This window comes from Thauera mechernichensis (genome assembly GCF_029588855.1).
Lineage (GTDB): Bacteria > Pseudomonadota > Gammaproteobacteria > Burkholderiales > Rhodocyclaceae > Thauera > Thauera mechernichensis.
Window position 1 is genome coordinate 25,470 of sequence record NZ_JARQZE010000004.1, and the last position, 21,129, is coordinate 46,598.

18 protein-coding genes are annotated in these 21,129 nt (G+C 65.4%); 13 read left to right on the forward strand and 5 right to left on the reverse strand.

Annotated elements, in window-relative coordinates; translation table 11 throughout:
- Positions 1-16 precede the first annotated feature (16 nt).
- Positions 17-787: a hypothetical protein gene (locus tag P7F68_RS07155; RefSeq protein ID WP_277831884.1), complete on the forward strand. Its 771-nt coding sequence runs from the start codon at positions 17-19 to the stop codon at positions 785-787.
- A complete protein-coding gene (locus P7F68_RS07160; RefSeq protein WP_002936725.1) occupies positions 787-1,326 on the forward strand; it encodes a YaeQ family protein in 540 nt (179 codons plus the stop codon). The genes P7F68_RS07155 and P7F68_RS07160 overlap by 1 nt, the downstream gene beginning before the upstream one ends.
- 21 nt (positions 1,327-1,347) lie before the next feature.
- Here the strand turns inward: P7F68_RS07160 and P7F68_RS07165 are convergent, their stop codons facing one another.
- The 4 genes from P7F68_RS07165 to cspE all read right to left on the reverse strand — a co-directional run bounded on the left by P7F68_RS07165 (position 1,348) and on the right by cspE (position 7,938).
- A complete protein-coding gene (locus P7F68_RS07165; RefSeq protein ID WP_277831888.1) occupies positions 1,348-4,479 on the reverse strand; it encodes an EAL domain-containing protein in 3,132 nt (1,043 codons plus the stop codon).
- A 121-nt stretch (positions 4,480-4,600) separates the two neighbouring features.
- Positions 4,601-5,527 carry an alpha/beta fold hydrolase gene (locus P7F68_RS07170; RefSeq protein ID WP_277831891.1) on the reverse strand — a complete coding sequence of 309 codons (927 nt, stop codon included), beginning with the start codon at positions 5,525-5,527 and terminating at the stop codon, positions 4,601-4,603.
- Positions 5,528-5,549: 22 nt separating this feature from the next.
- Positions 5,550-7,520 (reverse strand): DEAD/DEAH box helicase, encoded by a 1,971-nt coding sequence (locus tag P7F68_RS07175; protein ID WP_270068128.1) that lies wholly within the window; start codon positions 7,518-7,520, stop codon positions 5,550-5,552.
- 208 nt (positions 7,521-7,728) lie between these two features.
- A complete protein-coding gene (gene cspE / locus P7F68_RS07180; RefSeq protein WP_002926583.1) occupies positions 7,729-7,938 on the reverse strand; it encodes a transcription antiterminator/RNA stability regulator CspE in 210 nt (69 codons plus the stop codon).
- Positions 7,939-8,217: 279 nt separating this feature from the next.
- Here cspE and ylqF point away from each other — a divergent pair, with 279 nt between their 5' ends.
- On the forward strand, positions 8,218-9,141 hold the full coding sequence (ylqF, locus tag P7F68_RS07185; protein ID WP_002926579.1) for a ribosome biogenesis GTPase YlqF: 924 nt from the start codon (positions 8,218-8,220) through the stop codon (positions 9,139-9,141).
- Here the strand turns inward: ylqF and P7F68_RS07190 are convergent.
- On the reverse strand, positions 9,138-9,704 hold the full coding sequence (locus P7F68_RS07190) for a YitT family protein (protein WP_277832381.1): 567 nt from the start codon (positions 9,702-9,704) through the stop codon (positions 9,138-9,140). The two genes, ylqF and P7F68_RS07190, sit on opposite strands and share 4 nt — an antisense overlap.
- A 270-nt stretch (positions 9,705-9,974) precedes the next feature.
- Here P7F68_RS07190 and P7F68_RS07195 point away from each other — a divergent pair, with 270 nt between their 5' ends.
- From P7F68_RS07195 to infB, 10 genes are all read left to right on the forward strand, one after another.
- Positions 9,975-10,838, forward strand: a complete 864-nt coding sequence (locus P7F68_RS07195; RefSeq protein WP_198291741.1) for a 3',5'-nucleoside bisphosphate phosphatase — start codon at positions 9,975-9,977, stop codon at positions 10,836-10,838.
- A 91-nt stretch (positions 10,839-10,929) separates the two neighbouring features.
- Positions 10,930-11,553: an L-threonylcarbamoyladenylate synthase gene (locus P7F68_RS07200; RefSeq protein WP_002936701.1), complete on the forward strand. Its 624-nt coding sequence runs from the start codon at positions 10,930-10,932 to the stop codon at positions 11,551-11,553.
- 27 nt (positions 11,554-11,580) lie between these two features.
- Positions 11,581-12,240: a site-2 protease family protein gene (locus tag P7F68_RS07205; RefSeq protein WP_002926570.1), complete on the forward strand. Its 660-nt coding sequence runs from the start codon at positions 11,581-11,583 to the stop codon at positions 12,238-12,240.
- A 5-nt stretch (positions 12,241-12,245) separates the two neighbouring features.
- Positions 12,246-13,448, forward strand: coding sequence for a tryptophan--tRNA ligase (locus tag P7F68_RS07210; protein ID WP_277831908.1), 1,203 nt, complete (start codon positions 12,246-12,248; stop codon positions 13,446-13,448).
- Positions 13,449-13,482: 34 nt separating this feature from the next.
- Positions 13,483-14,313 (forward strand): segregation and condensation protein A, encoded by an 831-nt coding sequence (locus P7F68_RS07215; RefSeq protein ID WP_277831910.1) that lies wholly within the window; start codon positions 13,483-13,485, stop codon positions 14,311-14,313.
- Positions 14,291-14,893: an SMC-Scp complex subunit ScpB gene (gene scpB / locus P7F68_RS07220; RefSeq protein ID WP_002936686.1), complete on the forward strand. Its 603-nt coding sequence runs from the start codon at positions 14,291-14,293 to the stop codon at positions 14,891-14,893. Before P7F68_RS07215 ends, scpB begins: the two co-directional genes overlap by 23 nt.
- Positions 14,841-15,980 (forward strand): 23S rRNA pseudouridine(2605) synthase RluB, encoded by a 1,140-nt coding sequence (rluB, locus tag P7F68_RS07225; RefSeq protein WP_277831912.1) that lies wholly within the window; start codon positions 14,841-14,843, stop codon positions 15,978-15,980. Before scpB ends, rluB begins: the two co-directional genes overlap by 53 nt.
- A gap of 316 nt (positions 15,981-16,296) precedes the next feature.
- Positions 16,297-16,731, forward strand: coding sequence for a ribosome maturation factor RimP (rimP, locus tag P7F68_RS07230; RefSeq protein WP_002926560.1), 435 nt, complete (start codon positions 16,297-16,299; stop codon positions 16,729-16,731).
- Between the two features lie 27 nt (positions 16,732-16,758).
- Positions 16,759-18,234: a transcription termination factor NusA gene (nusA, locus tag P7F68_RS07235; RefSeq protein ID WP_002926557.1), complete on the forward strand. Its 1,476-nt coding sequence runs from the start codon at positions 16,759-16,761 to the stop codon at positions 18,232-18,234.
- Positions 18,235-18,247: 13 nt separating this feature from the next.
- Entirely contained in the window at positions 18,248-21,127 is a 2,880-nt protein-coding gene (gene infB / locus P7F68_RS07240; protein WP_277831915.1) for a translation initiation factor IF-2, read from the forward strand.
- Positions 21,128-21,129 lie beyond the last annotated feature (2 nt).

Genomic DNA, 21,129 nt, shown 5'->3' on the forward strand with positions numbered 1-21,129 from the left:
TCAACCGAGATATCCGATGCCCAGTTCGCAGACCCCGTCGCCGAGTGACCCGCTGGCGGCGCTTGTCGATGGAGAAGCCCAGCGCCGGGCGGCCCACCTGGCACAGGAGGCTTTTGCGCGTGTTTTTCGCCTGAGCGTGGCTGAGCCAGATGACGTGCGCCGCCGCGGTGTGGAACAACTTCGCGGCGAACTGGCCGAGTGGGCGGGCCAGGCTGCGGACGACGAGGCGCGCGCGCTGCGTCTGGCCTTGCTGCTGGCAGGCATGGATCAGTGGGGGCTGGCGTGGACGCAGGCCTTCGAGTTGGTGGCGATACCCGGTCTGACGGAACTCATCGGTGCCTTGCGCACCGGGCTCGATGCGCAGGCGGAGGCCCGCTTCCTGCGCCATTTCGAGTCGATAGGCGCCGCTGAGCAGAACGTCATCGACTTCAAGGTGGAATTGCGCCGTGCGCTGCATCTGGCGCTGTGGCACTCGTCGATTGCCACCGAGAGCCGTGAAGAGGCCTTGCGGCTCTCGTCACGCCTTGGCGGCATGCTGCTGGCGCTTGCGCGCGAGATGCCGATTGCCGGCTGGCGACTGGTGGCCGATGCCGTCGCCTTCATCCAGATTCGCTGCCTGGCCGACAGTCTGGCTGTCGAGGGCATTGGGCAGGAGGCCACACAGGCCCTGTTTGCCGCGCTGGCACGCGAACTGCCGAAGGACGTGAGCGATCTCGTCATGGCGCACGCTACGCGTGCGGTGATTGCATGGCAGCATGCGCAGCGCGGGCCGGAGCAGGTGCACTGATGGCGCTCAAGGCAACCATCTTCAAGGCCGAGATCCAGATCGCCGACATGGACCGCGGCCATTACGCAGACTATGCGCTGACCCTGGCGCGCCACCCCTCCGAAACGGACGAGCGCATGATGGTGCGCCTGCTCGCTTTTGCGCTGCACGCGGACCCCGCTCTGGTTTTTGGCAAGGGCCTGTGCGTCGATGACGAGCCGGATCTGTGGCAGAAGGATCTGACCGGCGTCATCGAGCGCTGGATCGATGTCGGGCAACCGGATGAGCGTTGGGTGCGCAAGGCTTGCGGTCGCGCACGCGAGGTCGTCGTACTTGCCTATGGCCGGGCGCTGGAGGTGTGGTGGAGCGGCGTGCGCGCCAAGCTCGAGCGCCAGGCGGGACTGCATGTGATCGAACTGGGCCGCGAGCAGACGGCGGAGTTGGCGCGTATGGCCGAGCGCACGATGCGCCTGCAGTTCACGATCCAGGAGGGGCAGGTCCTGATCACCAACGGTCGTGACTCTGTCGTGGTCGAGCCGCGCCGGCTGCTCGGTGTCTGAAACGCCCCGGCAGCGTCTGCCCTAGGCTTCCACCGGCGTCGCGCCGTACCACGACACCCAGCCCATCACGTGCTCCGCAGGCATTGGGCGGGCAATGCCGAAACCCTGCCCGAGCCGACAGCCCAGTGCGGCCAGTGCAGCAGCATGGGCGGGGGTTTCGACGCCTTCCGCAATTGCTTCGCGGCCGAACGCGCTGGCAAGCTGGATGACGCCCTCGACGATCGCTCGGTCCTCGGCGTCGTCGAGCATGTCGATCACGAAGCTGTGGTCGATCTTGAGCTGATCGACCGGCAATTGGCGGAAATGCTTGAGTGACGCGTAGCCCGTTCCGAAGTCGTCGAGCGCGAGGCGAACGCCCAGGCCGCGACAGGCGCGCAGGACTTCGAGTGCGGACGTCATGTCGTCGAGTGCGGCTGACTCCAGGATCTCGAGCTTGAGCATGGCCGCGGTCAGGCTGGGCTGGCAGGCAAGCGCTGCGCGTACCGAATCGACGAATCCCGCCTGCTGCAGCTGGTTGGCGCTGACGTTGATGCTGACCGATACGTCGAGCCCGGCCTCGCGCCAGCGCGCGAGCGCGGCCAGTGCCTGGTCCAGCACCCATTTGCCGATGTCGATCTCCAGTTCGCTTCCCTCCGCATCGGCCAGAAACTGAGCGGGCGATAGCATGCCACGCGTCGGATGGCGCCAGCGCAGCAAGGCTTCTGCGCCCACCATGCGTGCGCTCTGCATGTCGACCTGGGGCTGGAACAGGAGCAGGAGTTCGCCGTCGCGCAGCGCTTCGGCCAGGCGGGCATGGCGTGCCCGTCTTTCCGCGAGTCCTTGCTCGATCGAGGTGTCGAAGTGCTGGATACAGTTGCGGCCGCGCTGCTTGGCACGGTACATCGCCTGGTCGGCGTGGCGCAGGAGGGTGTCGGGGTCGGCATCGTCCTCAGGGAAGAGGGTGACGCCGATACTTGCCGAGACGCAGACCCAGTCCTGTTCGATCTGTATCGGCTGGCGGATCGTATCGAGGATGCGCTTGAGCACGGCATCGCCATCCACATCCTCGAGAAGCAGTACGAACTCGTCGCCACCAAGACGGGCAACCGTGTCGCTGGCGCGCAGCAGGCCATTGAGGCGGTCGACGATCTCGACCAGCAGGCGATCGCCCGCCTCGTGGCCGTAGCGGTCGTTGACCGGCTTGAAACCGTCGAGGTCGATCACGCAGACGCCGAGCGTCTTGCCGGTGCGGTGCGTGTGGGCGATTGCCTGGCGGAGGCGGTCGTCCAGCAGGCGGCGGTTGGGCGCGCCGGTGAGCGGGTCGAAGTAGGCGATGCGGTTGAGCTCCTCCTCGTGGAGCTTGAGATGGCTGATGTCCGAGAACAGCCCGACGTGGTGCATGAGCCGCCCGTTCTCGTCACGTACGCGGCTGATCGACAGCATTTCGGCAAAGTCGCTGCCATCCTTGCGCAGGTTCCAGAGCTCTCCTTGCCAGTGGTCGTTCTCCTCCAGGGAGGCCCACATGTTGCGGTAGAACTCGCGCCCCTGGCGCCCGGAGCCGAGGACGGCGGGGTTGCGCCCCAGGACCTCCTCGCGGCTGTAGCCGGTGATGCGGGTAAAGGCCGGATTGATGTCGATGATGCAGTTGTTGGCGTCGGTGATCAGGATCGCTTCGTAGCAACTGGCGAACACACTGGCGGCGAGGCGCAGTCGCTCCTCGTCCTGCTTGCGTGCGCTGATGTCGAGCTGGGCGCCCGTCAGCAAGAGGGGAGCGCCGTGTACTGAGCGCTGCACGACATGGCCGCGGTCGTGCACCCAGATCCAGTGCCCTGCGCAGTGGCGCAGGCGCAGGTCCTGCTCATAGAAGGGCGACTCGCCGCGGAGATGCTGGTCGAGCGCTGCCTGGGCGCGAGCGAGGTCGTCCGGGTGCACCAGCTCGCGCCACTGGGCGCGATTCATCGTCGTGCGTCCTTCCTCGGCGAAGCCCATCATGCGGGTCCAGCGTGCGTCCATCACGTAGCGATCATGCCTGAGATCGAGCTCCCAGCTGGCCGCGCCGGTGGCTTCGACCACATTGCACAGGTGATGGTGTTCGAGGTCGATCTGTTCGGCGAGCGCGCTCGCCTTGCGATGGGCCCGTGAAAGCTGGGCATTGCGCTGCGTGAGCCTCGCCAGCAACAGCAGGATGGTGACAACGGCCAGGCTGAACACGAAGATCCAGACCTGAAAGCGCGCCCACACATCGCTCCAGGTGAAGCTTGGAACGTGATCGAAGGGTGGCAGGCGAAGCTCGCGCAGCAGGGTCTCCACGCCCGAGTAATCGGCGGGGATCGTGAAGCCGTGTATCCCCGCGGCATGAGCTGCCGGGTGGTCGGGGGGCAGCAGCAGCGCATGTGACGCGATCAACCTGATAGCGGCCTCGTCGGCATGTGGCAGTGCAACCAGCGGCCACTCGGGGTAAAGGCGTGTCGAGGTGGCGAATGGAAAGCCCGGTAGCGATTCTGCCGGGATGCGGTTCAGGATCTTCAGTGTGTCGAGGCCCTTGTGGCCTTCACGTGCCAGCTCCTCGAGCAGTCCTGTGCGGACGAAGCCGGCATCTGCACGGCCCGCGATCACCGCATCGATCACGCTGTCCTGGAACTGGTCGAGCGTACGGATGTGCAGGGCGCTGGTCCGGATGCCCGCTGCCTTGAGTTCGGCGAGCTGGGCGGCATAGGTGCCGAGGAAGTTCGCGCTGGTGGTGGCGATCCGGCGTCCTTCGAGGTCCTGGATGCCCGTCAGGTCGTCACGATCGGCGTGTGCGACGATGACGCCGCCGAAGCGATTGACCGCTTGCTCGCCGTGGCGACCAACGAGGGTGGCGATTGCGCCCGACAGCGCGTTGCCGCCGCGCAGTGCGACGAAGTGCGATGGGTTGGTGAGGACGAGGTCGAGTTCCCCACGCGCCAGGGCCTCGTCCATCTCGCCTTCGTCCAGCGCCCGCAGGCGTACGCTGTGGTCCGGCAGCCTCTCGTCGAGATACTGCGCGAACGGCGTCCATGCGGCCTCGACGACGGGCTTCGGGCGTATCGCAAAGACGCCAATGGTGAGTTCCTGCGCGCCGAGGACGGGCCCGGATGCAGCGCATGCGGCAAGCACCAGGCTCCAGAGGCGGATCGACAGGCAACTCTTCATGGGTGTCCGAGGCGTCGCGCCTGGTCCGGCGCAGGAGGAGGGGGTAAAGGGGACGAGCGGCGGCACGGCCGTTCCGCCCGGGGCGTAGAGCTTACTGCGGTATAGCCCATTATGGGGAGTTCTAGCGCAGTGGCCCGGGCTGTGCCCTCGGCAGTGGGGCGAGCACGGCTCCGTCTGCCATCAGGAAATTCCTTACCGCATGTGCGCTGCGCTCGGGGTCTTCCTGCATGAAGCAGTGACCACCGGGCAGCTCCGTGCGCTGGACGGCCGCGTTCGAAGATTCCCAGCGCAGGATGGCGCGTCGTGCAAACGGAAAGGTTGCCCGACCATGCACAACCAGCGTGGGCGTGGTGATGCGCGCGAGCGCAGGCCACAGCCGGCGCGGATAGGAGCTGAAGATCTCCGCTTCGCGCGCCGGTGTGCACTTGAGTTCGACTCCGCCGCCTGGCAGGTCGCGCAGCGCATGCTCGACGTAAGCCTGCAGTGCGTCCGCATGCCAGCCGCGAAACATGCCGCGACCATGAAGGTTGGCGCGTGCCGCGTCGCGGTCGGGCCAGTGATGGCGTCGTTTGCGCGCACGCTGGGCGAGTGCGTTGCGGCCATACAGGCCGACGACGTCGGACAGGGCCATCAGGCCGATCATTGCGGGGGGGAATAGGACGGGATCGAGCAGTACAGCGCGCGCGAACGCGTGCGGTGCGCGCGCGAGCATGAGGCAGCTGATGACGCTGCCGAAGCTGTGTCCGACGGCATGCGCGGGGACATCGCCGAACACGCCGCGTCGTGCGTTCCAGGCCTCCAGGCTGAGCTCTGCCGTCCTATTCCAGCCGAGGAAGCGTCCGCCATGATCGCTGTCGCCATGGCCCTGGACATCTGACAGGAACAGATCGAAATGCGCGGCCAGGCATTGCAGCATGGGCGCATACACCATGCCGCAATAGCCGTTGCCATGCACGAAGTGAAGCACCGGCCGCCCGCTGGGCGGGCTGTGCAGTCCGCGCAGCGTGAAGCCCGACGAGGCGTGATGCGACCAGGGTAGGAGTTCCATGCTGCGGTGCGGATGGGCCGGCTCAGTCCGGACGTCGCTTCTTGCCGCCCGCTGCAGGGGTGTGCGGCCGACCGCCGGGGCGGTTGTCGTGCTGCGGGCGATCGCCGCGCGGCTTGCTCCAGGCCGGCTTGCCTTCGCCGTATGCGGGCTTTGCACGCGGGTTGCGCGGCGCGGCATCGTTTGGCCTGCGTTCGCCTTGCCAGCTGGTGTCCTCTCGCATGGGGCGGCGCCGTTCGGGCATCGTGGCGGCTTCGGCTGCACTCAAGGCACGGATGTTCAGTGCCATCTGGCGCACGCGGGTGCGCTTGAGCGTGCCGAGCAGATCATCCGGCAGGTTCGCGGGCAGTTCGACCGTGGAGAAGTCGTCGAAGAGGTGGATCTGGCCGATGTACTTGCCTTCGATACCGCCTTCGTTGGCGATCGCACCGACGATCTCCTTGGGGCTGGCGCCGTGGGCGCGACCAACCTCGATGCGGTAGCGGACCAGCGCGCCATCTGCAAAGGCGCGGCGGCGGGCGAGGATCTCGTCGCGATTGGGGCGTTGGGTGCGTTCGCGTGGCGCACCGGTTGTAAAGTGCTCGGCTCTCGGGGCGCGGCCTTCGAAGCTGGTGGGGGCGGTAGCGATTTCCCAGCCGCGTCCGGACTGCTCGAGCTGCAGCGGGCGGTCGCGCTGCGCGAGCAGCGTCAGTGCTGCGGCAACCTCGTGGATATCGAGCTCGTTCTCTTCGATCAGGTCGTTGACGATGCCCATGAAGAAGCCGAGGTCCTCGCCGCCGATGGCATCCACGACCTGGCGCTTGAACTGCGCCACGCGCAGGTTGGTCACTTCTTCGTTGCTGGGCAGTGCGATCGGTGTGATCGGCTGACGCGTGGCCCGCTCGATCATCTTCAGCATGCGTGTTTCGCGCGGCGCAACGAACAGGATCGCTACCCCCTCGCGGCCGGCGCGGCCGGTACGGCCGATGCGGTGTACATAGGCCTCGGTGTCGTACGGGATGTCGTAGTTGATGACGTGCGAGACGCGCGGCACATCGATGCCGCGTGCGGCGACGTCGGTGGCAATGACGATGTCCAGCGCGCCATTCTTGAGCTGCTCGATGACCCGTTCGCGCAGGCCCTGGGTCATGTCGCCATTGAGCGCAGCGGCTGCGTAGCCGCGTGCGGCGAGCTTGTCGGCGAGCTCTTCCGTTGCGATCTTGGTGCGCACGAAGACGATGGCGGCGTCGAAGCTTTCCTCGGCGTCGAGGATGCGGGTGAGGGCATCGAGCTTGTCGACGCCGCGCACCAGCCAGTAACGCTGGCTGATCTTGGAGACGGTCGCGGTCGCGGCGCGGATCTTGATCTCCTGCGGTTCGCGCAGGTGGCGGCGGGCGACGTCGCGGATGACGTTCGGCATGGTTGCCGAGAACAGCGCTGTCTGGCGCGCCTCCGGTGTGTGTTCGAGGATCCACTCGACGTCGTCGATGAAGCCCATGCGCAGCATCTCGTCGGCCTCGTCGAGGACGATGGCTTTGAGCGCATCGAGCTTGAGGCTCTCGCGCTCGAGATGGTCCATTACCCGCCCCGGCGTGCCGACGATGATGTGGGCGCCGCGCGACAACTGGCGCAACTGCACCACCATGCTCTGGCCGCCGTAGATCGGCAGCACGTGGAAGCCCTTGAGGTGATGGGCATACTTGGCGAAGGCTTCCGCCACCTGGATCGCCAGCTCGCGCGTGGGGGTGAGCACCAGTACCTGGGGACGGGCGTCGGCAAGGTCGAGCTTGGCGAGCATGGGCAGCGCGAAGGCGGCCGTCTTGCCAGTGCCGGTCTGGGCCTCGCCGAGGATGTCGCGGCCGGCCAGCAGTTGCGGGATGCAGGCGGCCTGGATGGGCGACGGCGTTTCATAGCCGACCTCGGCCAGCGCCGACAGGAGGGGCGCGGGCAGGTCGAGATCGGCGAAGCGCAGGGTCGCCTCGGGGCTGGCGGATTCGGGGAGGGCAGAGTCGGTCATGGCTGTCGGGCCGCGGAGGCGGCGGTGTGCAGCAGCGCTGCGAAGTCGCGATTATCGGCGATTCTGGCGCTGCGAACGAAAAAGCGGCTCGTGGCCGCAGTGGGGCGAACCGGGGAGGTCACGGTTGGCACCCGGCGCCGGAAAAGCAAAAACGCGGCGCAAGGCCGCGTTTCGGGTGCATCGAGTGACGTCGGCGACGTCGCTTCGATTACAGCGGGCGGATGTTGGCCGCCTGCAGGCCCTTCGGGCCGGTCTTGACTTCGAATTCGACGCGCTGGTTTTCGGCCAGGCTCTTGAAACCCTTGCTCTGGATTTCGGAGAAGTGGGCGAACAGGTCGTCGCCGCCGCCTTCAGGAGTGATGAAGCCGAAGCCCTTGGCGTCGTTGAACCATTTCACGGTACCGGTTTGAGTGCTCATTTTGCGTTCCATATGAAAAATTGCGGGCTTGCGCCCCGGAGATGCAGGAACGATCAAGAAACGTAATCAGGAGGCATCAAACCGACACGCGTTCTCTTGGAACTCGCTGGGCAACCACCAGAACAACCACTGCTTGAATCGACTGCGAACGGCACGATACACGGTTTTTCGCGGATGCGTGAATTTATTTTGAGTTGCGCCGAAAGTGGCCGATGTCTTGTTCGCGCCAGTGGGTGTGCGGTGGGATAATCTGTGCTTCTCCTGATCTACGGAACTCCCATGCCCATCCAGTGGTTCCCGGGGCACATGGCGTCGGCGCGCAAGAAGGCGGCCGAGGCAATGGCTGCCATCGATGTCGTCATCGAGGTGACCGACGCGCGCCTGCCGGAAGCGAGCAGCAACCCGATGATCGCCGAGCTGCGGCGGTTTCGTAATCGTCCCTGCCTGAAGTTGCTCAACAAGTCCGACCTTGCCGATCCGGAGGTGACGCGGGCGTGGATGGCGTTCTACAACCGCCAGCCCGGGGTCAGGGCCGTTGCGATTTCGGCCAAGAGTGCGGCGGATGTCGCACGCATTCCGACGCTCTGCCGTGAGCTTGCGCCCCATCGCGACGACGGCACCAAGCCCCTGCGCATGATGATCATGGGCATACCCAATGTGGGCAAGTCGACGCTGATGAACGCTCTGCTCAAGCGCAAGGTGGCCAAGGTCGGCGATGAGCCGGCCGTGACCAAGCACCAGCAGACGCTCGATCTGGGGCCGGGCATGACGCTGACCGACACACCGGGGATGATGTGGCCGAAGATCGATTACGACGCGGATGGCTACATGCTCGCGGCCAGCCATGCGATTGGCCGCAACGCCGTCATCGACGAGGAGGTGGCTGCCTTTCTCGGCGAGATCCTGTTGGCGCGCTATGCCGACAGGCTGGCTGCGCGCTACCGGCTCGAGCGTGCAGCGGTTGCCACGCTCGATGGTCCGGCGCTGGTCGAGGCGGTCGGTCGCCGGCGCGGTTGTCTCGTCAAGGGCGGTGGGCTGGACCTCGAGAAGGCGGCGCAGATCCTGCTGCAGGACTATCGAGACGGGGCGCTGGGACGCATCAGTCTGGAATCGCCCGACAGCAGGGAGGCCATGATTGCAGCGGCGATCGCCGCACGGGCGCTGGCCGAGGTGGGTGATGCGGCTGGCGGGGAGGCGGGCTAGATCCCGAAGTAACGGTCCGGGCGGTGATTGACTGCGATGACGAGATTGACCGCTGCGGCAGCCAGGATGGAGAGCGCAATCTTGTCTATGCTCAGCGCGAGCAACCCGAGCGTCATGATCAGTATGTCGGCCACCATCTGCACCGAACCCGCGCGCCAGCCGCGGCGCTTCTGCAGGTAGAGGCCGAGAATGGTGACGCCTCCCAGGCTGGCGCCATGGCGGATGAGGATCAGGATCCCGGTGCCCGCGAGCAGCCCTGCCATGATGCTTGCAAAGACCGGGTTGAGCACGTCGAAGCTCACCAGCAATGGGAGCGTCTCGGTATACAGGGCCAGTACGGCGACGGCGCAGAAGGTCTTGATCGTGAATGCCAGGCCGAGTGCGCGCAGCCCAAAGGCATAGAAGGGCAGGTTCAGGATCACGAGCGACACGCCCAGCGGCCAGTCGGCAAGGTAGTGCATGAGAAAGGACAGGCCGGTGGTGCCGCCAGTGAGCAGCGAGCTCTCGCGGAACATCACAAGGGCGAGGGCCACGAACAGGCAGCCTGTGAGCACCCCCTGCACGTCCTCGAAAAGCGTGTGGGTGGTGGGTTTTGGGCCAGGGGTACGCGAGCTGTCAGGCGGGGACGACGGTAGGGGCTGTGGTGGCGTGGGAGGCGGGTTGATCATGGCGGCGGTCCTTCGTGCAGGCGACGATGATACGACCTGGTGCAGGGATCGTGCGCTGTCGAGCCCGAACCCCTGCGCTTTGCGACCTGCTTTGCGACCCTTTGGCGCGTCGTGACGATGGCGCTTTGCTATGATGCAGGGCCGACCGTTTCCTGCTTCCCCTTGATGACCCCTTCGCACCCAGCATCGCCACACGCCATCAACGCCGACCTGCATTGTCACTCGACGGTGTCGGACGGCTGGCTGGACCCGGAGGATGTGGTGCTGCGCGCGCTCGCAAATGGCGTGGACCTGCTTGCGCTGACCGATCACGACGAGCTTGGTGGCATTGACGCTGCGGCGCGGGTCGCTTCGGCGCACGGCTTGCGCTTTGTTGCCGGGGTGGAGATTTCCGTGTCGTTTGCGGGCGAGACCATTCACATCGTCGGCCTTGGCGTGGATCACCGTCATCCCGTGCTGGTCGATGGGCTCGCGCAGCTGCGGGCAGGTCGCGACGCAAGGGCGAAGCGCATTGGCGAGGCGCTCGAGCGCGTGGGTATTCGTGATGCGCTGGCGGGTGCCCACCGCTTTGCCCGCAATCCTGCCCTGGTCAGCCGCGCGCACTTCGCCCGTCATCTGGTGGCCGCCGGCGTCATGCCCGATGTCAAGACCGTATTTGACCACTACCTGGTGCGGGGCAAGCCCGGCTTTGTCGACCATGCCTGGGCCAGGCTCGAGGATGCGGTGGGCTGGATTCGTGCTGCGGGTGGTATTGCGGTGGTCGCTCACCCGGCGCGCTACCGGCTGTCGGGCGCCGATCTCGAGCGCCTGTTCGATTGCTTCATCGCAGCCGGGGGCGAAGCGGTCGAGGTTGTTTCGGGGGCGCATACCGAGGACGAGATGCGGCGCTTTGCCAGTCTTGCCCGTCGCCGTGGCTTGCTTGCATCCCGCGCCTCGGACTTTCATGGCGCAGCCGAGAGCGCTGTTGACCTGGGGTGCTGCAATCCCTTGCCGGCCGATCTGCAGCCGGTGTGGTCGCGGCTTATGTAGGCTCGTCAGTAGCGCGCCTCCAGCGCATTCAACCGGGAGGCGGTCCTGCCGACCCCCTGCCGACCCATATCGAGCACTCTACGACAAGCACATGGCACAGTTCTTCTCCCTTCATCCCGAGCAACCTCAGGCGCGCCTGATCCGCCAGGCGGCCGAGATCATCCGCCGCGGCGGGCTGGTCGTGCTGCCGACCGACTCGGCCTATGCCCTCGTCTGCCAGATGGGCGATGCGGGGCTGCTCGAACGCATCCGTCGTCTGCGTGGCGTCGACGAGCGTCATCACTTCACGCTTATGTGCCGCGACCTGTCGGAGATCGGCACCTATGCGCGCGTTGACAATGGCCAGTACCGCTTGCTCAAGGCCACCACGCCAGGCCCCTATACCTTCATTCTCGAAGGGACCAAGGAGTTGCCGCGGCGCGTTCTGCATCCGAAGCGCAAGACGATCGGTCTGCGCGTGCCCGAGCATGCCGTCGTATCGGCCTTGCTTGCCGAGATCGAAGGGCCGCTGCTCACGTCGACCCTCATCCTGCCGGGCGAAACGCTGCCCATGAGCGATGCCGACGAGATTCGCGAGCGCCTCGAGAAGCAGGTCGAGCTCATCATCGAGGCTGGTTATTGTGGCCCTGAGGCGACGACGGTGATCGACCTCACCTCCGGGGCGCCCGAGCTTGTGCGTGCCGGGCGGGGTGCGCTCGAGCCATTCGGACTTTAGGCCGCCGCGAGGACGATCAAGCATTCCATGGATTCACTGATCCCCATCCTGGCCATCTGGGCACTGCCCGTGCTGCTGGCGATCACCTTGCACGAGGCCGCGCATGGCTACGTTGCGCGTCATTTCGGCGATCCGACCGCCGATCTGGCCGGCCGTATCACGCTCAACCCGCTCAAGCACATCGACCCGGTCGGCACCATTCTCGTGCCTGCGGGCATTCTTGCGCTGACGACGCTGTTCGGGGCGGGTGGCATCCTGTTTGGCTGGGCCAAGCCGGTGCCGGTCAATTTTGGTCGCCTGCGCAATCCCAAGGCCGACATGCTCTGGGTTGCCGCAGCGGGACCTTTCGTGAATCTCCTCATGGCTGTGGCCTGGGGGCTGCTGTTTCGTATTGCGGCAACTTCAGAGCCCGGCGCCTATACCCTGCCGATGCTCAAGATGGCCGACGCCGGCATCCAGATCAATGCCGTGCTGATGGTGCTCAATCTGCTGCCGATTCCGCCTCTCGACGGCGGCCGCATTGCCGTCAGCCTGTTGCCGAATCGGCTTGCCTGGCGCTTTGCACGGCTGGAGCCCTATGGCTTCCCGATCCTGCTTGTGTTGTTGTTCACCGGCATCCTCGGCACCATCCTGTGGCCGCTGATCGCTGGTTTCCGCTACCTGCTCTCAACCGTCCTCGGTTTCTGACCCCCATGTACGCAGAACGCGTTCTTTCAGGCATGCGCCCCAGCGGCAGGCTTCACCTCGGGCACCATCACGGTGTGCTCAAGAACTGGGTGAAGCTGCAGGAGGAGTTTCCCTGCTTCTTCTTCGTCGCCGACTGGCATGCCCTCACCACCCACTACGACAGCCCCGAAGTCATTGCCGACAACGTGTGGACCATGCTTGTCGATTGGCTCGCCGCTGGCGTCGATCCGGCGCAGGCTACCCTCTTCATCCAGTCCCGGGTGCCCGAGCATGCCGAGCTCCACTTGCTGCTGTCGATGATGACGCCGCTCGGCTGGCTCGAGCGCGTTCCGGGCTGGAAGGAGCAGCAGGAGCGTGGCGAGGGTGCCGAGCTGTCGACCTACGGCTTTCTGGGCTATCCGCTGCTGCAGTCTGCGGACATCCTCATCTATCGCGCCGACAAGGTGCCGGTTGGCGAGGATCAGGTGCCGCATGTCGAGATCACCCGCGAGCTCGCCCGCCGGTTCAATCACCTGTACGGCCGGGAGCCCGGCTTCGAGGACAAGGCCCGAGAGGCCGTTCGCAAACTCGGTGCCAAGCGCGCGCGGCTCTACCATGATCTGCGCACCCGCTTTCAGCAGGATGGCGACGATGAGGCGCTCGAGCAGGCGAAAGCCTTGCTCGACGAGACCCAGAACCTGAGCCTGGGCGATCGCGAGCGCCTTTACGGTTATCTGGAAGGCGGCGGCAAGATGATCCTGGTCGAGCCCGAGGCCTTGCTTGCGCCGGTCTCGCGCATGCCTGGCCTGGATGGGCAGAAGATGTCCAAGGCCTACGGCAATACCATCAACCTGCGCGAGGCTGCCGACAGCGTCACGCGCAAGGTGCGCACGATGCAGACCGATCCGGCGCGCATGCGGCGTACCGATCCGGGCGAGCCCGAGCGCTGCCCGGTGTGGCAACTGCACATGATCTACTCGAACGAGGACACTCTGGCGTGGGCGCAGCGTGGTTGCCGTAGTGCCTCGATCGGCTGCCTCGAGTGCAAGCAACCCGTCCTTGAAGCGATCCTCGAGGAGCAGGAGGGGCTGCACGAGCGCGCCCAGCCCTATCTTGACGATCCTGGCCTCGTTCGCAGCATCGTTGCAGATGGTTGCGAGCGGGCGCGCAAGCTCGCGCAGGAAACCATGCGCGATGTGCGTGAGGCGATGGGCCTGGATTACGGCTGATGGCGGCGCCGGGTTCCCGCGAGCGTGAGCGGCCATGAACCTGGCGCTCGATCTCGCGCCTGTCGAGGCGCAGGACGTTCTCGATTCGGTGGCACGCATTTATGGCGAGCCCCTGCTCGAACTGCCCAAAGACCTGTATATTCCGCCCGACGCACTGCAGGTGTTCCTGGATGCGTTCGAAGGGCCGCTGGATCTGCTGCTGTACCTGATCCGCAAAGCGAATCTCGATGTCCTCGATATTCCGATGGCGCCGCTCACCGCACAGTACCTCGAGTACGTCGAAGCCATGCGGCAGAGCAATCTCGAGCTCGCAGCCGAGTACCTGTTGATGGCGGCGGTGTTGCTCGAGATCAAGTCGCGCATGCTGCTGCCGAGGCCGCCGCGAGAGGGGGCCGAGGAAGCGGATCCGCGCGCGGAACTGGTGCGCCGGCTGGTCGAGTACGAGCAGATGAAGATCGCCGCGCTGCGCCTCGATGCGATGCCTCGCGTGGAGCGCGATTTCGAGTGGGTCGGCGTGTTCGTCGCCGAGAAGCTTGTCGAGCGCCAACCCGAGGTCAGTCTGCATGATCTGCAGCTGGCCTGGCTGCGCATCATGAAGAAGGCGCGCCTGAACCAGCACCACCGAGTTGGGCGGGAGCAGCTTTCCGTGCGCGAGCACATGACGGCAATCCTGCGCAGGCTGGGCGATGGGGGCTTCGTGGTGTTCGATGCGTTGTTCGATACCGCACTCGGGGCGGCGGGGCTGGTGGTCAGCTTTCTTGCCGTGCTCGAGCTGGTCAAGGAGAGGTTGGTCGAAGTGACTCAGAATGAGGCGTTTGCGCCGATCTACGTGAAATTGGCCGATGGAACGCGAAGCGACGCCTGAGGCCTGGTTGCGAGTGGTCGAGGCAGCCTTGCTGGCCGCTACTGCGCCGTTGTCCGTGGCCAGCCTGAGGCGCCTGTTCGACGACGATCCCGGCCCGGATCTCGTGCGCAGGCTGCTTGATGCGCTGCGCGAGGAATGGGTGGCGGCTGATCGCGGCGTGGAGCTGGTGCAGCTCGCCAGCGGCTGGCGCTTCCAGACGCGGCCGCAGTACCAGGTCTATCTCGACCGCCTGAAGGATGAAAAGCCGCCGCGCTACTCGCGGGCGGTGATGGAAACGCTGGCGATCATTGCATACCGGCAGCCCGTGACGCGTGGCGACATTGAAGACATACGCGGGGTGGCGGTGTCGCCGAACATACTGAAAACACTCGAGTCGCGCGGTTGGGTCGATGTCGTCGGCCAGCGCGATACGCCCGGCCGGCCGGCCTTGTTCGCCACCACCCGGCGCTTCCTCGATGACATGGGGCTGCGCAGCCTGACCGAGCTGCCGGCGCTGGCCGAAATCGAGAAAATTATGGATCTAGTCGATGTCTCGCAAACCGAACAGGCCCCTGCGGCCGCCCACGAAGAAGAAGTCTGACGCCATCGAGATCCTCGATCGCGACCCGCGTGCCGATCGCCGCGCGGCGCGGGACGAGGAGGTGCAGCCAAGCGCGCCGGATGCGCACCTGAATGCGGACCCGCGCGGTGCGCGGCGCGCGCGTCCGGAGAGTGGGCGCGGCTCTCGTCGTCCGGACGATCCTGCGCGCAGGGCGGATGCGCACCAGACTGCCCTTGGTCAGCCTCAGCGCGGCGAACGAGCGCCACGTGGTGGTGTGTCGGGGCGGGCGCGCAATGCGCCGACCACGCTGACCGAGCCCGAGCGGCTGCAGAAGGTTCTGGCTCAGGCCGGGGTCGCGTCGCGTCGCGAGATCGAGGACTGGGTGCTGGCCGGCCGGATTTCGGTGAACGGCTTGCCGGCAGCACTTGGGCAGAAGATCGGTCCCGGCGATCGCGTCAAGGTCAATGGCAAGCTGGTGCCGCTGCGCTTTTCCCAGCGTAGTCCGCGCGTGCTCATCTACCACAAGCCCGAGGGTGAAATCGTTTCGCGCGATGATCCAGAAGGCCGGCCGACCGTATTCGAGCGCCTGCCGTTGCTACGCAAGGGGCGCTGGCTGGCGGTGGGGCGGCTGGACTTCAATACTTCCGGCTTGTTGCTATTTACCAACGACGGCGATCTGGCCAACCGCCTGATGCATCCGCGCTACGAACTCGAGCGCGAGTACGCGGTGCGGGTGCTCGGTGAGCTGACAGAAGAGCAGGCGCAGTCGTTGTGCGAGGGCATTCAGCTCGAAGACGGGCTGGCTAAATTCAACCAGCTGCGCGCCGAGGGCGGCGAGGGTGCCAATCATTGGTATCGGGTGACGATCTCGGAGGGCCGCAATCGCGAGGTGCGTCGCATGTTCGAGGCGGTCGGCCTGACCGTGAGTCGCCTGATGCGGGTCCGCTACGGTAGCGTTGAGTTGCCGGCGCGTCTCAAGCGGGGTATGTGGATGGAGATGCCGGAGGCCGATGCCTGCCGTCTTGCCGGCGTCCCCGTGCCGCAGAGTCGCGAGAGTGACGAGCGTGCCAAACGCCCGGTGAAGCTCCATCGCACGCAGCCGCGTGGCGGGGCGAAGGAGCGTTGAGCGAAACGCCAGTCGCGTTACGCGCTTTCGCCCGGTGTTCGGAAGGGCGCTGCCCGGTGCAGACCTCGTTTCACGACGGTTTGCCCGCGCGGCGCTTTGGCGCTATACTCTCGCGGCTTTGATGGATAGGTTTCCGATTGTGCGCCAGTCGTTTGCTTCGGGCGTGTTGGTCGGATGGTGGCCGTCCGTCTTGCGGTTGTGACCAGCGGTGTATTTCCTGCAGGAGCAATTGTTTGATGGGCGTTTCGCCCATTTTTTATTTGTGGCGCCGGTTATGGCGTCCATGAAGAGTGAGTAGAAGGGGCTGGGAGGCGCAATGCGTACCGATGTCGAGCAACTGATCGAGCAGGTGGTGACGGGTCTTGGATACGAGCTCGTGGATGTCGAGTTCTCTCCCAAGGGGCGTCTGCTGCGCATCTTTCTCGATATCGAGCGCGGCATCACGGTCGATGACTGCGCGACCGTCAGCAACCAGCTCCAGCGCGTGTTCGAGGTCGAGAACGTTGACTATGACCGGCTCGAGGTGTCCTCGCCGGGTCTTGACCGTCCGCTCAAGAAGCTGGCCGATTTCGAACGTTTCGCCGGCGAGCAGGCGCAGGTGCGACTGACGCTGCCGATCGGCAATCAACGTAATTTTGTCGGCGTGATCGAGGGTGTGCGTGACGGTGCAGTGGCGCTGCGCACCGAGAAGGGCGAGGTCATGCTGCCCTTCGGCGACATCGAGAAAGCACGTCTGGTACCCCAATTTTGAGACTGTGGATGTGGAGGTTTTACTGAAATGAGCCGCGAGATCCTGCTGCTTGTGGATGCCCTGGCGCGCGAGAAGAATGTCGCCCGGGACATCGTTTTTTCCGCGCTCGAAACCGCCTTGGCCTCTGCGACCAAGAAACGCATCCACGATGATGCCGACGTGGTGGTGTCGATCGACCGCGACTCGGGTGACTACACGTCGACGCGTCGCTGGCTGGTGATGCTTGATGAGGAGGTCACCAACGATGAGGCCGAGATGGGCATCATCGATGCGCGCGAGCTGCGCGCCGATGTGCAGATCGGCGACTACATCGAAGAGGAGCTCGAGCCCATCGACTTCGGTCGTATTGGTGCGCAGGCTGCCAAGCAGGTCATCCTGCAGCGCATCCGCGATGCCGAGCGCGAGCAGGTGCTCAACGACTTCCTCGATCGCAAGGAATTCCTCGTTTCGGGTTCGATCAAGCGCATGGAGCGTGGTAGCGCGATCATCGAGGTCGGTCGCATGGAAGCCGTGCTGCCGCGCGACCAGCAGATTCCGCGCGAGAACCTGCGCGTGGGCGATCGCGTCAAGGCCTTCCTGCTGCGCATCGATCGCGGCGCCCGCGGTCCGCAACTGGTGTTGTCGCGCACCGCGCCCGAGTTCCTGATGAAGCTGTTCGAGCTCGAAGTGCCCGAGATCGAAGATGGTCTGCTCGAGCTCAAGGCTTGCGCCCGCGACCCCGGCCTGCGTGCCAAGATCGCGGTCAAGTCCAACGATCAGCGCATCGATCCGATCGGTACCTGCGTGGGCCTGCGTGGCTCGCGCGTCACCGCGGTGCGCAACGAGGTCGGCGGCGAGCAGGTCGACATCATCGTGTGGTCGTCCGATCCGGCGCAGTTCGTGGTCGCTGCGCTGCAGCCTGCCGAAGTCGTGTCGATCGTCGTAGATGAAGAGGCGCATGCCATGGATGTGGTGGTGGACGAGAACAACCTCGCCATCGCCATTGGCCGCAACGGCCAGAACGTGAAGCTGGCGTCCGAACTCACCGGGTGGACGATCAACCTGATGAGCGAGCAGGAGTCGGCCGAAAAGACGGCGCAGGAGCAGCAGGGGCTGCGCGCGCTGTTCATGGAGAAACTGGATGTGGACGAAGAACTCGCCGACATCCTGATCGAGGAGGGTTTCTCTTCGCTCGAGGAAGTGGCCTACGTGCCGCTGGCCGAGATGCTGGAGATCGAAGCCTTCGACGAGGATACGGTCAACGAGCTGCGCAATCGCGCACGTAACGTGCTGCTGACCGAGGCCATCGTCACCGAGGAGCAGCTCGAGAACGTAGCCGATGATCTGCTCAATCTGGACGGCATGGAGAAGTCCCTTGCCGCCAAACTTGCCCAGCAGGGCATTCGTACCCGCGACGACCTGGCCGACCTTGCGGTCGACGAGCTGGTCGAGATGGCTGGGATCGACGAAGAAAGAGCCAAGGCGCTGATATCCGTTGCGCGCGCCCATTGGTTCGAAGAATGATGGGAGGGCAGTAATGGAACAGATGAGCGTGACCCAGTTTGCCGGCGAACTGAAGATGCCGGCCGCGGTGCTGCTCGAGCAGTTGAAGCGCGCGGGCGTGGATAAGACCGGCCCGAGCGACCTGCTTACCGAACAGGACAAGGCGAAGCTTCTGGAGTACCTGCGCCGTTCGCATGGTGATACCCAGCCCAAGGGCAAGATCACCCTGACGCGCAAGCAGACGACCGAGATCCGCGCGACCGACTCCACCGGTCGTGCACGTACCGTTCAGGTCGAGGTGCGCAAGAAGCGCACCTTCGTCAAGCGTGACGAACTGGCTGGCGATCAGCATGGCGAGGCGGCCGAACAGGTTGCTGCGGCCGAGGCGCTGCATGTCGAGGCGGTGGTCAGCGACGAACAGCCGGTGGTCGAGCCGGTTGCGGAAGCTGTGGTCGCTAGTGTCGAGGTCGAGGTTGAGGCCCCGGCGCCTGTCGCCGAGCCCGAGCCCGTCGTGGAAGCGGTCGCCGAGCAGGTTGAGGTGCAGGCTGTTGAGCAGCCCGCTGCACCGCCGCAGGCGATCGAATCGCGCCCTGCTGCTGCTCCGGCGCGTGCGACCGCAGCGGCGGAAGTCAAGCCCGAGCCGGTCGCGCCGGCAGCACCGGTCGTGACTACTGTGTTGAGCAAGCCATTGCCGTTGTCCGAGATTCTGAGCGAGGAAGAAATCGCCGCGCGCAAGCGCGACGAGGATCGCCAGCGCGCCCTGAAAGAGCGCCAGGCTGCCGACCTGCGCGCCCGTCAGGAGCGCGAGGCCGCTGCGCGAGCGGCCGCCGATGCGCGCAAGGCCGAGGAAGAGGCGCGCTTGCGCGCAGAGCAGCAGAAGAAGGAAGAGGCTGCCAAGCCTGCCAAGACGACCACGGGTACGCTGCACCGTCCCGCCAAGACCGAAGACAAGCCCGCTGCACGCGACGCTCGGCGCGGTGCGCCGGCGCCTGCTCGCGAGGCTGAAGGCGCAGGCAAGCGCCGCGGTGGTCTCAAGACGCGCGGCGAGGTGGGGGCGACTGCAGGCAGTAACTGGCGTGGGGCTGGCAAGGGCGGTGGGCGTCATGGCCGCAACCAGCATGACGACCGTACCTCCTTCCAGGCGCCGGTCGAGCCGATCGTGCGCGAAGTTCACGTGCCCGAGACCATCACTGTTGCCGATCTCGCCCACAAGATGGCGATCAAGGCGACCGAGGTGATCAAGGCGCTGATGAAGATGGGTTCGATGGTCACCATCAACCAGGTGCTGGACCAGGAAACGGCGATGATCATCGTCGAGGAAATGGGCCACAAGGCGCTGGCGGCCAAGCTCGACGATCCGGATGCCTTCCTGGAGGACAGCGAGGACCACAAGGACGCTGAGATCCTGCCGCGCGCGCCGGTGGTCACCGTCATGGGTCACGTCGATCACGGCAAGACTTCGCTGCTCGACTACATTCGTACTGCCAAGGTCGCTGCCGGCGAGTTCGGCGGCATCACCCAGCATATCGGCGCGTATCACGTCGAGACGGCGCGTGGCATGGTCACCTTCCTGGATACTCCGGGTCACGAGGCCTTTACGGCAATGCGTGCGCGCGGTGCGAAGGCGACCGACATCGTCATCCTGGTGGTGGCGGCTGACGACGGCGTGATGCCGCAGACGCGCGAGGCGATCCATCACGCCAAGGCGGCGGGTGTGCCGCTGGTGGTGGCCATCAACAAGATCGACAAGCCCGATGCCAATCCCGAGCGCGTGACGCAGGAGCTGATCGCGGAGTCGGTCATCCCCGAGGCCTATGGCGGCGACACGATGTTCGTGCCGGTGTCGGCCAAGAAGGGTACTGGCATTGACGAGTTGCTCGAGGCCGTGCTGTTGCAGGCCGAGGTGCTTGAGCTGACTGCAGCGGTCGATGCGCCGGCCAAGGGCCTGATCATCGAAGCACGTCTGGACAAGGGCCGTGGCCCGGTGGCTTCGCTGCTGGTGCAGTCGGGTACGCTGCGCAAGGGTGACGTGCTGCTGGCCGGGGCGACCTTCGGCCGTATCCGCGCCATGCTCGACGAGAACGGCAAGCAGATCGATCAGGCAGGTCCGTCCATTCCGGTCGAGATCCTCGGTCTGTCCGATGTGCCCGCGGCGGGCGACGAGGCGATTGCGCTTGCCGACGAGAAGAAGGCGCGCGAGATCGCGCTCTTCCGCCAGGGCAAGTTCCGCGACGTCAAGCTTGCCAAGCAGCAGGCTGCCAAGCTCGAGAACATGTTCGAGCAGATGGCCGAAGGCGAGGTCAAGACCCTGCCGCTCATCATCAAGGCCGACGTCCAAGGCTCGCAGGAAGCGCTGGTGCAGTCGCTGCAGAAGCTGTCCACCGACGAGGTCCGCGTCAATGTCATCCATGCCGCCGTGGGTGCGATCAGCGAGTCCGACGTCAACCTGGCGCAGGCTTCGGGCGCCGTCATCATCGGCTTCAATACCCGTGCCGATGCCGGTGCGCGCAAGCTCGCCGAGAGCTTCGACGTCGACATCCGCTACTACAACATCATCTACGACGCAGTCGATGAAGTGAAGGCGGCGCTGTCGGGCATGCTGGCACCCGAGAAGCGCGAGGAGGTCACCGGCCTGGTCGAGATCCGCCAGGTGTTCACGATCTCCAAGGTCGGCTCCATCGCGGGTTGCTACGTGCTGGAAGGCCTGGTCAGGCGCGGCTCGCACGTTCGCCTGCTGCGCAACCACACGGTGCTGTGGACCGGCGAGCTCGAGTCGCTCAAGCGCTTCAAGGACGACGTCAAGGAAGTCAAGTTCGGGTACGAGTGCGGCCTGCAGCTGCGCAACTACAACGACATCAAGGAAGGCGACCAGCTCGAAGTGTTCGAGATCAAGGAAGTGGCGAGGACCCTGTAAGC